Source organism: Streptomyces sp. NPDC001373 (assembly GCF_042895815.1).
Lineage (GTDB): Bacteria > Actinomycetota > Actinomycetes > Streptomycetales > Streptomycetaceae > Streptomyces.
Genome location: NZ_JBIAWQ010000006.1, coordinates 250,842 through 262,875 on the forward strand (window position 1 = coordinate 250,842; position 12,034 = coordinate 262,875).

A 12,034-nucleotide genomic window follows, 5' to 3' on the forward strand; every position below is an offset into this window, starting at 1 on the left:
GCGGCCGGCAGGGCGCTCTGGTTCTCCGGGCTACCGGCGGGGGATCCGAAGGAACGAAAGGCAATACCCGACGTGACCGCAGCACAACAGACCATCCACGTGGGCGGCGAGTGGCGAGCCGCGCTCTCCGGTGACACCCGCCGGATCATCGACCCCGCCGACGCCACCGCCTTCGCGGTCGTCGCGGAGGGCGGGGTCCGGGACACCGACGACGCGGTGGCCGCCGCCCGCGCCGCCTTCGACGCGGGCGCCTGGCCCCGTACACCGGTCGCCGAGCGCGCCGCCCTGCTGCGCCGGGTCGCCGACCGGCTGGAACGCGATCGGGAGCGGATCGGCGCCCTGGAGAGCCAGGACGCGGGCAAGACGCTGGAGGAGGGCCGCACCGACGTCGACTGTGTGCGCGACGCCTTCCGCTACTTCGCCGACCTGGTGGAGGAGGAGAGCACGGAACGCGTCGTCGACGCCGGGTCGCCGGACGTCCGCAGCGTGGTCGTCCACGAGCCGGTGGGCGTCTGCGCGCTGATCACCCCGTGGAACTACCCGCTCCTCCAGGCCAGCTGGAAGATCGCGCCGGCCCTCGCCGCCGGCAACACCTTCGTCATCAAGCCCAGCGAGATCACCCCGCTGAGCACGGTCGCCCTGGTGGAGCTGCTGCTGGAGGCCGGGCTCCCGCTCGGCGCCGCCAACATCGTCACCGGTCCCGGGCACACCGTGGGCGCGCGGCTCGCCGAGCACCCCGACGTCGACCTGGTCTCGTTCACCGGCGGGCTCGTCAGCGGCACGAAGGTCGCGCGGGCGGCGGCCGACAGCGTCAAGAAGGTCGCGCTCGAACTGGGCGGCAAGAACCCCAACATCGTCTTCGCGGACGCCTGCGCCACCCCCGAGGGCTTCGACACCGCCGTGGACCAGGCCCTCAACGCCGCGTTCATCCACAGCGGCCAGGTCTGCTCGGCCGGCTCCCGCCTCATCGTCGAGGAGCCGCTGCGGGACCGCTTCGTCGCCGAACTGTCCCGCCGGGCCGGGCTGATCCGGCTGGGCCGCGGCACCGACCCCGGTGTCGAGTGCGGGCCGCTGGTCTCCGCAGCCCAGCGGGAGCGGACCGAGGAGTACGTGGCCTCCGCCCTCACCGAGGGCGCGGTGCTCCGCGCCGGCGGGGTCCGGCCGCAGGGCCCGGGCTTCTTCTACCGGCCCACGGTCCTCGACCGCTGCCACCGCGGCATGCGCGTGGTGCGCGAGGAGGTCTTCGGCCCGGTCCTCACCGTGGAGACCTTCCGCACCGAGGAGGAGGCCGTCGCCCTCGGCAACGACACCGAGTACGGCCTGGCCGGCGCGGTGTGGACCTCCGACGAGGAGCGGGCCGGGCGGGTGGCCGGGCTGCTGCGCCACGGCACCGTCTGGATCAACGACTTCCACCCGTACCTGCCGCAGGCCGAATGGGGCGGCTTCGGCAAGTCCGGCATCGGCCGCGAACTGGGCCCCGCCGGCCTCGCCGAGTACCGCGAGGCCAAGCACGTCTACCGGAACCTCTCCCCCCGTCCCGTCCGGTGGTTCGCCGGCGGACAACAGGACGACGGTGCACGGAACGAGCAGCAGAAGGACCACCAGGCATGAACCACCAGTCCGACACGCACGACCAGAACGCCCGGCACGAGCGGGACGCCCGGCACGACCAGCACGAGCGGCACGAGCCGGACGCCCGCCGCGAGCCGGACGCCCCGCACGACGGGCAGGTGTACGACTACGTCGTCGTCGGCGGCGGAACCGCCGGTTCCGTGATCGCCTCCCGGCTGACCGAGGACCCCTCGGTCAGTGTGGCCGTCATCGAGGGCGGACCCAGCGACGTCGGCCGCGAGGACGTCCTCACCCTGCGCCGGTGGATGGGGCTGCTCGGCGGCGAACTGGACTACGACTACCCCATCACCGAGCAGCCCCGAGGCAACTCCCACATCCGGCACAGCCGGGCCCGGGTGCTGGGCGGCTGTTCCTCGCACAACACGCTCATCTCGTTCAAGCCGCTCCCCTCCGACTGGGACGAGTGGGCCGAGGCCGGGGCCGAGGGCTGGGACGCCGCCTCCATGGACCCGTACTTCGACCGGCTCCGCAACAACATCGTCCCGGTCCACGAGGACGACCGGAACGCCATCGCCCGGGACTTCGTGGAGGCGGCGCAGGGCGCCCTCGGCGTCCCCCGGGTCGAGGGGTTCAACAAGGAGCCCTTCCACGAGGGGGTCGGCTTCTTCGACCTGGCGTACCACCCGGAGGACAACAAGCGGTCCTCGGCCTCGGTCGCCTACCTGCACCCCTTCCTGGACCGGCCGAACCTGCACATCGCCCTGGAGACGTGGGCGTTCCGGCTGGAGCTGGAGGGAACCCGGGCCACCGGGGTGCACGTGCGCACCGCGGACGGCCGGGAGCGCGTGGTACGGGCCCGCCGCGAGGTCCTGGTGTGCGCGGGCGCCGTGGACTCGCCGCGGCTGCTGCTGCACTCGGGCATCGGACCCCGGGCCGACCTGGAGGAGCTGGGCATCCCGGTCGTGCACGACCTGCCGGGGGTCGGTGAGAACCTCCTCGACCACCCGGAGTCGGTCATCGTGTGGGAGACGAACGGTCCGATACCGGAGAACTCCGCGATGGACTCGGACGCCGGGCTGTTCGTCCGCCGGGATCCGGCGGCGCAGGGGCCGGACCTGATGTTCCACTTCTACCAGGTGCCGTTCACCGACAACCCGGAGCGGCTGGGCTACGAGCGCCCCGCCCACGGCGTGTCGATGACCCCGAACATCCCCAAGCCGCGCAGCCGCGGCCGGCTCTACCTGACGAGCGCCGACCCCGAGGTCAAGCCGGCGCTGGATTTCCGGTACTTCACCGACGAGGACGACTACGACGGCCGGACCCTGGTCGACGGCATCAGGATCGCCCGGCGGATCGCGGCGGCAGAGCCGCTGGCCGGCTGGCTGCGGCGCGAGGTCTGCCCGGGCCCGGAGGTCACCTCCGACGAGGAGCTCGGCGCGTACGCCCGGCACGTCGCACACACCGTGTACCACCCGGCCGGCACCTGCCGGATGGGCGCCGAGGACGACGCGCTCGCCGTCGTCACACCCGATCTGAGGATCCGGGGCCTGTCCGGCGTCCGGATCGCCGACGCGTCCGTCTTTCCGACCATGCCCGCCGTGAACCCGATGATCGGGGTGCTGATGGTCGGGGAGAAGTGCGCCGAACTGCTGGGAGGTGCCCGCCGATGAGCCGGAGCACGAGACATTCGGGGACCCGGTCCGAGGGGCCGGCCACCGTACCGGCGAAGGACGGGCCGGAGATCGGCTCCGTGCCCGCCTCCGGGCCCGGCTCCGCGTCCGAGTCCGCGTCCGCGTCCGCGTCCGCGTCCGTCTTCGCCGTGCGGAACCTGTGGAAGGTCTTCGGGCCGAAGGCCGGACGGGTTCCCGCCGATCCGGAACTGGCGTCGCTGGACGCCGCCTCGCTGCGCGAGCGGACCGGCTGCACGGCCGCCGTCCGCGACGTCTCCTTCGACGTGCGCAAGGGCGAGGTGTTCGTGGTGATGGGCCTGTCGGGTTCCGGCAAGTCGACGCTGGTCCGCTGCCTGACCCGGCTCATCGAGCCCACTTCGGGCAGCCTCTCCATCGACGGCGAGGACGTCCTCGGCATGGACCCGGCCCGGCTGCGCGAACTGCGCCGCCACCGGGCCGCGATGGTCTTCCAGCACTTCGGGCTGCTGCCGCACCGCACCGTCCTCGACAACGTCGCCTACGGCCTGGAGATCCAGGGAGTGGGCCGCGGCGAACGCCGCGAGCGCGCGGCGGAGTTCGTGGCGAAGGTCGGACTGGAGGGCATGGAGCGGCGTCGGCCCGGGCAGCTGTCCGGCGGCCAGCAGCAGCGGGTGGGACTGGCCCGCGCGCTCGCGGTGGACCCCGAAGTACTGCTCTTCGACGAGCCGTTCAGCGCACTCGACCCGCTGATCCGGCGGGACATGCAGGAGGAGGTCGTCCGCCTGCACCGTGAGGAGGGCCGCACCATGGTCTTCATCACCCACGATCTCGGCGAGGCGCTGCGGCTCGGCGACCGGATCGCGCTGATGCGGGACGGCCGGATCGTGCAGCTGGGAACGCCCGAGGAGATCGTCGGCTCCCCCGCCGACGACTACGTCCGCGATTTCGTCCGGGACGTGCCGCGCGAGCAGGTGCTGACGGTCCGCTCGGCGATGCGCCCGGCGCGGGCCGAGGAGACCGGGGCCGGGCCGGCGCTGGCACCGACCGCGACCGTCCACGAGGCCATCGAGGCGGTCGCCCGGACCGGGGAGAACGCGCGGGTCGTCGAGAACGGGCGCTGCCTGGGGGTGGTCGACCAGTCGGCGCTGCTGGGCGTGGTCGCCGGGGTCCCCGCCGCGTCCGGGAAGGCGGTGGCCTGATGTACCCCCACACCACCTGGCCGCCGCCGTGCGGCGCCACACGGGTCCCCGGCCCGGGGCGGTGGGGCCGATGAGCGCCACCGCAGCCTCCCCTCCCGCCGACCGTACGGCGCCGCCCGGCGCCGGCACGGCCGGCACGGCCGGCACGGCCGCACAGCCCGGCTCCGGCGGCGGCACCCCGAAGGCGGGCTCCGGCGCGGACGCCGGTTCCGGCGGAACGCGGGCCCTGCTGCGGCGCCGCCGCGGCCGGCTGATCGGTGCGGGCACGGCGCTCCTGCTCGTCCTGGGCGCCGTCCTGCTCGGCGGCGGCAGCTGGCCCGGCGCCCTCACCGTGGACGTGTCGGGGCCGCTGGAGCGCGCCGGCGACTGGATCATCGACAACCGCGACGGCCATCCGCTCTTCCTCTACTTCCTCGGGCACCTCAGCAACGCCGTGGTCGTCTCCGTGCGAGCCGTGTACCTGCTGTTGTCAGCCCTCGGCTGGACCGGGGTGACGGCCGCGGCCGGGCTGGCTGCCTGGCGGCTCGCGGGGGTGCGCCTCGCCCTGGTCTCCGTCGCCGCGTGCGCCGCGTGCGGACTGCTGGGCATGTGGGTCCCCACCCGGCAGACCCTCGCCCTGATGGTGGTGGCGGTGCTCGCGTCGGTGCTGCTCGGCGCGCTCCTCGGGCTGGCCGCCGGCCTGTCCGAGCGGATGGACCGTGTGCTGCGTCCGGTGCTCGACACCATGCAGGTGCTCCCCGCCTTCGCCTACCTGCTGCCGGTGGTGCTGGTCTTCGGCATCGGCGTGCCGGCCGCGGTCCTGGCGACCGTGGTGTACGCCGCCCCGCCGATGGCCCGCCTCACCGCCCTCGGACTGCGCGGCGCGGACGCCGGGGTGATGGAGGCCGCCGCCTCCCTCGGCGCGACCGGCCGGCAGCGGCTGCTGACGGCCCGGCTGCCGCTGGCCCGGAAGGAGCTGCTGCTCGGCGTGAACCAGTCGATCATGATGGCGCTCGGCATGGCCGTGATCGCCTCCGTGATCGGCGCGGGCGGTCTCGGTGACCGGGTCTACCAGGCGCTGGCCTCCGTGGACGTCGGTGCGGCGCTCGCCGCGGGCGTGCCGATCGTGCTGCTCGCCGCGGTCCTGGACCGTGTCACGGCCGCCGCGGGGGCCCGGATCGGGTCCCCTCCGGCCCGTCCGGCCGGACCCGGCCGCGCGGTCGCCCCGGCGTCGGCCGCCCTGGTCGCCGCGATCGCCGTGGCGGGTCACCTCACCGGCCGGCTCGACTGGCCGCGGGCGTGGACCGTGGACACCGCCGGACCCGTCAACCGGGCCGTGGACTGGATGACCGCGCACCTGTACTCCGGAGTGCCCGTCGTCGGCGGCACCGCCGACTGGGCCTCCCACTTCACCACCGGGGTCCTCAACCCGCTGCGCTCCGGCCTCCAGTGGCTGCCCTGGTGGTCGGTCCTGCTGGCCGTCGGCGCCCTCGCCCTGCTGATCGGCACCTGGCGGACCGCCGCCACCGCCGTCCTGGCCATGGCCGCGATCGGTGCCCTCGGCGTGTGGGGGCCCGCCCTCGACACCCTCTCCCAGGTGCTGGCCGCGGTCGCCGTGACCCTGCCGCTGGGCTTCGCCCTCGGCGCGGCCGCCGCGCGCAGCGCCCACCTGGACCGTCTGCTGCGGCCCGTCCTCGACGTCTTCCAGACGATGCCCCAGTTCGTCTATCTCATCCCGGTGGTCGCGCTGTTCGGCGTGGGCCGTGCCCCGGCCGTCGCGGCGGCCGTGGTGTACGCGCTGCCCGCGGTGGTGCGGATCACCGCGCAGGGCCTGCGGGCGGTCGACCCGGGCGCGGTGGAGTCCGCGCGGTCCCTCGGGGCGACCGCGCGCCAGCAGCTGCTCCAGGTCCAGCTGCCGCTGGCCCGGCCGGCGCTGCTGCTGGCCGTCAACCAGGGCGTGGTCCTGGTCCTGGCCGTGGTCGTCATCGGCGGCCTGGTGGGCGGCGGGGCGCTCGGCTACGACGCCGTGTTCGGACTCGCCCGGGGCGACCTGGCGACCGGTCTCGTCGCCGGTGCCGCGATGGTCTGCCTGGGCCTGGTACTCGACCGGGTCACCCAGCCGACGGAACGCCGCACCCGCACCGGAAAGGGGGCCTGAGATGGCTCGTACCCGTATCGCCGCGCTGGCCGCCGCCGCGGCCCTGACCGTCGGGGCCGGCCTCACCGGCTGCGGCGCCGCCGACATGACCCGCCAGTCCTCCCCGTTCGCGGACACCGGGGGGTCCCGGACGCTGACGCTGTCCGTGCAGTCCTGGGTGGGCGCGCAGGCCAACGTGGCCGTCGCCCAGTACCTGCTGGAACACGAGCTCGGTTACCACGTGGACACCGTGCAGATCGACGAGGTGCCGGCCTGGGACGCGCTCAGCCAGGGCCGGGTGGACGCCATCCTGGAGGACTGGGGGCACCCGGAGCAGGAGGAGCGGTACATCGACGGGAAGGGCACCATCGCCCGCGGCGGCGACCTGGGGGTCACCGGGCACATCGGCTGGTTCGTGCCGACGTACTTCGCCGAGCAGCACCCGGACGTCACCGACTGGAGAAACCTCGACAGGTACGCCGATCAGTTCCGCACGGCGGAGAGCGGCGGCAAGGGGCAGCTGCTGGACGGCTCCCCGTCGTACGTCACCAACGACAAGGCGCTGGTGAAGAACCTGGGCCTGGACTTCCAGGTGGTCTTCGCGGGCTCCGAGGCGGCCCAGATCACGCAGATCAGGCAGTTCGCCAAGGAGAAGAAGCCCTTCCTGACCTACTGGTACGAGCCGCAGTGGCTGTTCCGGAAGGTGCCCATGACGGAGGTGAAGCTGCCCGGGTACGAGAAGGGCTGCGACGCCGACCCGGAGAAGGTGGCGTGCGCGTACCCGCACACGCCGCTGCAGAAGTTCCTCAACGCCCGGTTCGCCAAGGACGGCGGTGACGCGGCCGCCTTCCTGAAGAAGTTCCGCTGGACGACGGAGATGCAGAACGACGTCGCGCTGATGATCGCGGAGGAGAAGCTGACCCCACAGGAGGCGGCGGCCCGCTGGGTGAAGGAGAACCGCACCACCTGGCAGACCTGGCTGCCCACCTGACGGCACACGGCACACGGCACACGGCAGCGGACGGCGGGCTCCCGCCCGCCACGAGCGGGTGGCGGCACAGCACCTCGACGCGAGGGGCGGGGTCGCGCGTCGGAGTGAGCGTTCCGGCAGGGCGTCCCCGGTGCCGGTGCCACCGCCGGCTTCGAGCTCACCGATACAGCCGCATGCTGATGAACCTGCGCAAGGCCGGACCCGGCCAGGAGGGCACCTTCGACTTCGTCCTGGACGTGTCCCAGGACCCGACCACCCCGCCGACCACTCCCCCACCGACGACTCCGCCCACGGGCACCTGGACACCGGGCCGGGCGTACCGGGCCGGCGACGGGGCCACGTACGCGGGACTCTCGTACCGCTGCCTGCACGCGCACACCGCGGTCACCGGCTGGGAACCGCCGAACGTCCCGGCACTCTGGCAGCGCCTCTGAGTGGGCGTCAAGTTCCGATCTTCCTCGGTTAGTGATCGCTCGCTCGTGGTACTGATCGCAGTACGGCCCATCTGGTGGGCATGTCCATGTGGAGATGCGGGGCGTGGAGAGAGGACTCAACGCCCGCTGAGAACCGCCCCGCCCCGGGCCCCGTCTCCGATTCCGCACGATGTCGCCCTCGGCGCAGGTCGCCGTCCGAATGGCGCGTACGTCGCGCGCGCCCGGACGGCGGCGCCTCTGCCCCCCCGGGCGCCGCCCGCTCAGCGGCCTCCGGCCTGCCGGAGGCCGTCGAGGATCAGGTCCAGTCCGTACTCGGGACCGTCCCCGGGTACCGGACGGTCCCGAGCTGGACCGCCCAGCCGATCCGGTTCCGCGCGCCCTTGGCGGCCATCGCCCGGCGACGGGGCGGTCCGAGACCGACTCTGGCCCGTGCGGCGGGATGCGGCTGACGCCTCTAGCGGGTGTGTATCGGAAGTCGATCAAAGACGTGAGTAATCGCATGCTTCGGCGCCAGGTCAACTGACATACTCCGTGCCGTGATGACTGACCACAGTTCCGGCCCGGCCCTGGCTATCAGCGAGCATGACTCTGAGCTCAACGACCGATTGACCGAAGCGTTGATCGCCTTCAACAGTGCCGCCACAGGCGCTCCTGACCGCGGCACGTTCTCGATCAAGGTCACCGATGAAGCAGGTGAACTGGTTGGCGGGTTGACCGCGCGAACTTGGGGTGGCCTTTGCGGCATCGAGCTGCTGTGGGTGCGCGAGGACAGCCGCAGGGATGGTTGGGGTAGCAGGATCTTGCAGGCAGCCGAGGCTGAGGCACGGCGGCGGGGTTGTGACTGCCTCTCCACCTCCACCTTCACCTTCCAAGCTCCCGGCTTCTATCAGCGCCATGGCTTCGTCGAGACCGGTCGGACACCGGGTGTCCCTGGCGGGCACGCAGACGTGCACCTGTTCAAGTCTCTGGCCGACTCGCCACACTTGCGTGAGTCGTAGATGTGCTGACTACAGCCACTCGTTGATCGCTGCCACCAGTACCGTCGCTTCGTAGCGGACGGCGAGCTTGTCATATCTCGTAGCCACTGCCCGGTGCCTCTTGAGGCGGTTGATCCCGCACTCGACCGCATGGCGCTGGCGGTAGTCGACCGGGTCGAAGCGCGGCGGCCGGCCGCCGCGGGAGCCAGGCTTCCGGCGGTTGCGGGCCTGGTCGGCCTTGTCCGGGATGGTGCAGCGGATCCCCCGCGGCGGCGCAGGTAGGCACGGTTCTTGCGGGAGGCGTACGCCCTGTCGGCCCGCACCCGGTCGGGGCGGACGCGTGGCCGGCCCGGACCGATGCGGGGCACCCGGACCTTCTCCAGCACCGGCTCGAACTGCGGCGAGTCCCCGCGCTGCCCAGCGGTCACCACGATCGACATGGGCTTCTGGCCCTGCTCGACGGCCAGGTGCAGCTTGGTGGTGAACCCGCCGCGCGACCTTCCCAGCCCGTGATCACCAGGCTCGGCGAACAGGCCCCCCGGCGGCTCTTTCTGCAGGTCGCCCTGCTTGCGGGCCCCGGCCGCATGCTGATGGGCGCGGCAGACCGTGGAGTCGACGCTCAGGTCCCATGTGATCGCATTCTTCGCATCGGCCAGGGTCTGGAGCCGGGTGAGGATCCGTTGGCAGGTGCCGTTGCGCTGCCACCGGCGGAACAGGTCGTAGACCCGACCCCACGGTCCGTACTCGGCGGGGACGTCCCGCCACGGGACACCGTCCGGACCCGGAACCCAATGCCGTCGATCAGCTGCCGCCGAGGCCAAACGGGCGGCCGCCCCGCCCTGGCGCCCTTCGGTAACAACGGCTCCAGCACCGCCCACCGCTCGTCCGTGAGATCTCCCCGACCCATGAACCGTGATCATTCACAACCCAAGATCCACTTTCGATACACGGCCTAGTCGGCGACGACCCCCGTGTTCTGGCAAGCGGACAGCAGCCAGCGACCGTCTGCTTGCTTCGAGATCACGTACAGCGGGGCGCCCTCGCTCTCCTCGCCCGGGGCCAGGTAACGCTGACGGACCTTGACTGCCGCGACGTCGGGGCGGATGAAGAGCACGTGGACCACCTCGTAGGTGACCTTGCCATCCCAGCTTGCCGCGGGGAGGACCTTGCGGGTGAACTCCGAGATCGCGTCGAGGCCGATGAGTACCTTGCCGTGGGCCGTCGTCCAGATCGCGTCCGGGTGGAAGAGGCTGAGGAACTCTTCGGGGTCCTTGTTCTGCTGGGAGTGCTCGACGGTCGCGACGAGCTGGTCGATCGCTTCGATGTCTGCCGCGTGGGATGTGGATTTCGTGGTCATGCGGATCATCGTCACACCTCAAGCGTGATTGAGGTCAAGCGTGTGATCACATGGGGATGTGAGGCTGACCGGACATCTGGCGCGGCTCCGGCACGAGCTGCCTGGGGAGTCTGAGCCCAGGAAAACGAGCCGGGCACGAGACATTTACATGATCGGCCGGACAAGTCCTCGGCCCTCTGCTGGGCGGCACAGCCGGTGGCACTGCGCCCTCGCCGCCCAGCTGCGGGCCGAGATCGACGGCGCTGTGTAGCTGATCCGGCGCCGGGGGCGGTCCGCACGTCGCCCCTGACGGCCCGGATCACGGCCTGTCAAAACTTCCGACAGCAACACCGGTTCCTGGTCCGTTCCTACTCGGAGCCCGACTTCCTCGCCGACCCCGGACGCTACGACGCGATCACCGACATCGCGCGCGACTCCGGCCTGCGGAGCCTCCGGGGCGCCCTCACCCGCGCGGCAGGCTGGTCATCACCGGCGGTGAGACCGACGGCCTCTGGCTCGGCGGCACCGACCGGCAGCTCCGCGCCCTGGCGCTGTCCCCCTTCACCGGCCGGCACCTCGGCACCTTCATCGCCTCCGAGCACGCCGACGGGATGCGCGACCTCACCGCTCACATCGAAGCGGGCACCCTCAAGCCGGTCGTCGACCGCGTCTACCCGCTCGCCGAGACCGCCACGGCCGTCCGCCACCTCCTCGACGGCCGCACCACGGGCAAGGTCTCGCTCACCCTGCCCGCCGGCTGACACGGCCCGCCGCCGGTGCGGATGGCGGCCCCGCCGCCGGAAGTCCCCGGGAAGGGGCCCGCCGGACCGTACGAGGTCCGGCGGGGCCCTTCGTCATGCCTGCGGCGGAGCGGTCAGTCGCCGGTGTTGGTGGCCCAGACGGGCTGGTTGCTGCTGTTGTAGACGACGACGTTGCCGTCGTCCTGGACGGACAGGTACTGGCCCTTGTGCCAGGTGCCGGCGGCCCAGACGGGGTTGCCGCTGCTGTCGTAGACGACGAAGTTGCCGTCCGACTGGAAGACCGCGCTGTTGGCCTTGGGCCAGACGCCCGGCGCCTGCCAGGCCGCACGGCCGTCCTTGTAGAGGACGAAGTTGCCGTCGCTCTGGACACGCAGGACGGTCCGGCCGTTGCCGGAGGTCCACGCCTGGTTCTTGTGGAGGGTGGAGCCACCGGAGAAGTGGGCGTCGCTGCGCGCGGCGGACGCGGCGGACGCGGCGGGCGCGGACGAGGCGTCGGCAGCCGGGACGGAGGCGAGTACGGGCAGGAGGGCGAGAGTCAGCACGGGAAGACCGCGCCGCACGAAGTGCTTGATCATGGATCGAAGTTGTAGTCGGGCCACGTCCGGAGCCGACAGTGAAGAAACGACGCGCTCACCCGTCTGGTCGAACACCTTCAGCGGCGAAACGGCACTTCAGTCCCTCACCGTCTTCTTCTCCCCCACTTCAAACCGACGAAAATGCCTCGCTACGGCGCAAAACAGCCCCTGGCCCGATAACACGCAGCGCATCGGGCCAGGGGCCATGAGGACTGGGGGGCCGCCCGCTCAGATCTCGACGTCGCCCATCCGTTCGAGGCTCCAGCGGACCATGATCTCGGCAACGGCGGGGTACCGCTCGAAGAGCTCCTCGTCGGTCAGCTCCACCTCGGCTCGCGTCGACGTCGTGCGGACGGCGGTGCCGTTCGGCAGGGTCATCGCTCTCGTGCGGATCTTGCTCACGGAACCTCCAGCGCTCGCGTAG

At 72.2% G+C, this 12,034-nt stretch carries 11 protein-coding genes and 2 pseudogenes; 8 read left to right on the forward strand and 5 right to left on the reverse strand.

All coding sequences use genetic code 11. The annotated features are described in order from the left end of the window. Window positions 1-72: 72 nt before the first annotated feature. The 6 genes and pseudogenes from ACFY15_RS16625 to ACFY15_RS16650 form a co-directional block, all read left to right on the forward strand. Window positions 73-1,611, forward strand: a complete 1,539-nt coding sequence (locus ACFY15_RS16625; protein ID WP_390689517.1) for an aldehyde dehydrogenase family protein — start codon at window positions 73-75, stop codon at window positions 1,609-1,611. Beyond that, complete coding sequence (locus ACFY15_RS16630; RefSeq protein WP_390689518.1) at window positions 1,608-3,242, forward strand: GMC family oxidoreductase; 1,635 nt, start codon at window positions 1,608-1,610, stop codon at window positions 3,240-3,242. Before ACFY15_RS16625 ends, ACFY15_RS16630 begins: the two co-directional genes overlap by 4 nt. Further along, complete coding sequence (locus ACFY15_RS16635) at window positions 3,239-4,420, forward strand: glycine betaine/L-proline ABC transporter ATP-binding protein (RefSeq protein ID WP_390689519.1); 1,182 nt, start codon at window positions 3,239-3,241, stop codon at window positions 4,418-4,420. The genes ACFY15_RS16630 and ACFY15_RS16635 overlap by 4 nt, the downstream gene beginning before the upstream one ends. 70 nt (window positions 4,421-4,490) lie before the next feature. Further along, window positions 4,491-6,557 (forward strand): ABC transporter permease subunit, encoded by a 2,067-nt coding sequence (locus ACFY15_RS16640; protein WP_390689520.1) that lies wholly within the window; start codon window positions 4,491-4,493, stop codon window positions 6,555-6,557. 1 nt (window position 6,558) lies between these two features. After that, on the forward strand, window positions 6,559-7,527 hold the full coding sequence (locus tag ACFY15_RS16645) for an ABC transporter substrate-binding protein (protein ID WP_390689521.1): 969 nt from the start codon (window positions 6,559-6,561) through the stop codon (window positions 7,525-7,527). Window positions 7,528-7,700: 173 nt separating this feature from the next. Then, window positions 7,701-7,961, forward strand: a pseudogene (locus tag ACFY15_RS16650) (carbohydrate-binding protein); the annotation flags it as partial. A gap of 295 nt (window positions 7,962-8,256) precedes the next feature. Here ACFY15_RS16650 and ACFY15_RS16655 read toward each other — a convergent pair. Beyond that, window positions 8,257-8,352, reverse strand: coding sequence for a DUF4158 domain-containing protein (locus ACFY15_RS16655; protein WP_390689522.1), 96 nt, complete (start codon window positions 8,350-8,352; stop codon window positions 8,257-8,259). Between the two features lie 148 nt (window positions 8,353-8,500). On the opposite strand from ACFY15_RS16655, the gene ACFY15_RS16660 reads away from it, so the two are divergent. Beyond that, entirely contained in the window at window positions 8,501-8,959 is a 459-nt protein-coding gene (locus ACFY15_RS16660; protein WP_390689605.1) for a GNAT family N-acetyltransferase, read from the forward strand. A gap of 9 nt (window positions 8,960-8,968) precedes the next feature. On the opposite strand, the pseudogene ACFY15_RS16665 reads toward ACFY15_RS16660, so the two are convergent. Both ACFY15_RS16665 and ACFY15_RS16670 read right to left on the reverse strand, forming a co-directional pair. Then, window positions 8,969-9,845, reverse strand: a pseudogene (locus ACFY15_RS16665) (IS5 family transposase). A 45-nt stretch (window positions 9,846-9,890) separates the two neighbouring features. Continuing rightward, entirely contained in the window at window positions 9,891-10,304 is a 414-nt protein-coding gene (locus tag ACFY15_RS16670; RefSeq protein WP_390689606.1) for an SgcJ/EcaC family oxidoreductase, read from the reverse strand. Window positions 10,305-10,759: 455 nt separating this feature from the next. Between ACFY15_RS16670 and ACFY15_RS16675 the strand changes: the two genes are divergently transcribed. Continuing rightward, complete coding sequence (locus ACFY15_RS16675; RefSeq protein WP_390689607.1) at window positions 10,760-11,035, forward strand: zinc-binding dehydrogenase; 276 nt, start codon at window positions 10,760-10,762, stop codon at window positions 11,033-11,035. 113 nt (window positions 11,036-11,148) lie between these two features. Here the strand turns inward: ACFY15_RS16675 and ACFY15_RS16680 are convergent, their stop codons facing one another. Together ACFY15_RS16680 and ACFY15_RS16685 are read right to left on the reverse strand one after the other, a co-directional pair. Beyond that, window positions 11,149-11,610 carry a hypothetical protein gene (locus ACFY15_RS16680; protein WP_390689523.1) on the reverse strand — a complete coding sequence of 154 codons (462 nt, stop codon included), beginning with the start codon at window positions 11,608-11,610 and terminating at the stop codon, window positions 11,149-11,151. Between the two features lie 228 nt (window positions 11,611-11,838). Then, a complete protein-coding gene (locus ACFY15_RS16685) occupies window positions 11,839-12,012 on the reverse strand; it encodes a hypothetical protein (protein ID WP_390689524.1) in 174 nt (57 codons plus the stop codon). Window positions 12,013-12,034 lie beyond the last annotated feature (22 nt).

Excerpts from the sequence above, each read along its gene's own strand:
- ACFY15_RS16630 (WP_390689518.1), top strand. The coding sequence starts at position 1,608 with ATGAACCACCAGTCCGACACGCACGACCAGAACGCCCGGCACGAGCGG.
- ACFY15_RS16635 (WP_390689519.1), top strand. The coding sequence starts at position 3,239 with ATGAGCCGGAGCACGAGACATTCGGGGACCCGGTCCGAGGGGCCGGCC.
- ACFY15_RS16640 (WP_390689520.1), top strand. The coding sequence starts at position 4,491 with ATGAGCGCCACCGCAGCCTCCCCTCCCGCCGACCGTACGGCGCCGCCC.
- ACFY15_RS16645 (WP_390689521.1), top strand. The coding sequence starts at position 6,559 with ATGGCTCGTACCCGTATCGCCGCGCTGGCCGCCGCCGCGGCCCTGACC.
- ACFY15_RS16655 (WP_390689522.1), bottom strand. The coding sequence starts at position 8,352 with ATGGCCGCCAAGGGCGCGCGGAACCGGATCGGCTGGGCGGTCCAGCTC.
- ACFY15_RS16660 (WP_390689605.1), top strand. The coding sequence starts at position 8,501 with ATGACTGACCACAGTTCCGGCCCGGCCCTGGCTATCAGCGAGCATGAC.
- ACFY15_RS16670 (WP_390689606.1), bottom strand. The coding sequence starts at position 10,304 with ATGATCCGCATGACCACGAAATCCACATCCCACGCGGCAGACATCGAA.
- ACFY15_RS16680 (WP_390689523.1), bottom strand. The coding sequence starts at position 11,610 with ATGATCAAGCACTTCGTGCGGCGCGGTCTTCCCGTGCTGACTCTCGCC.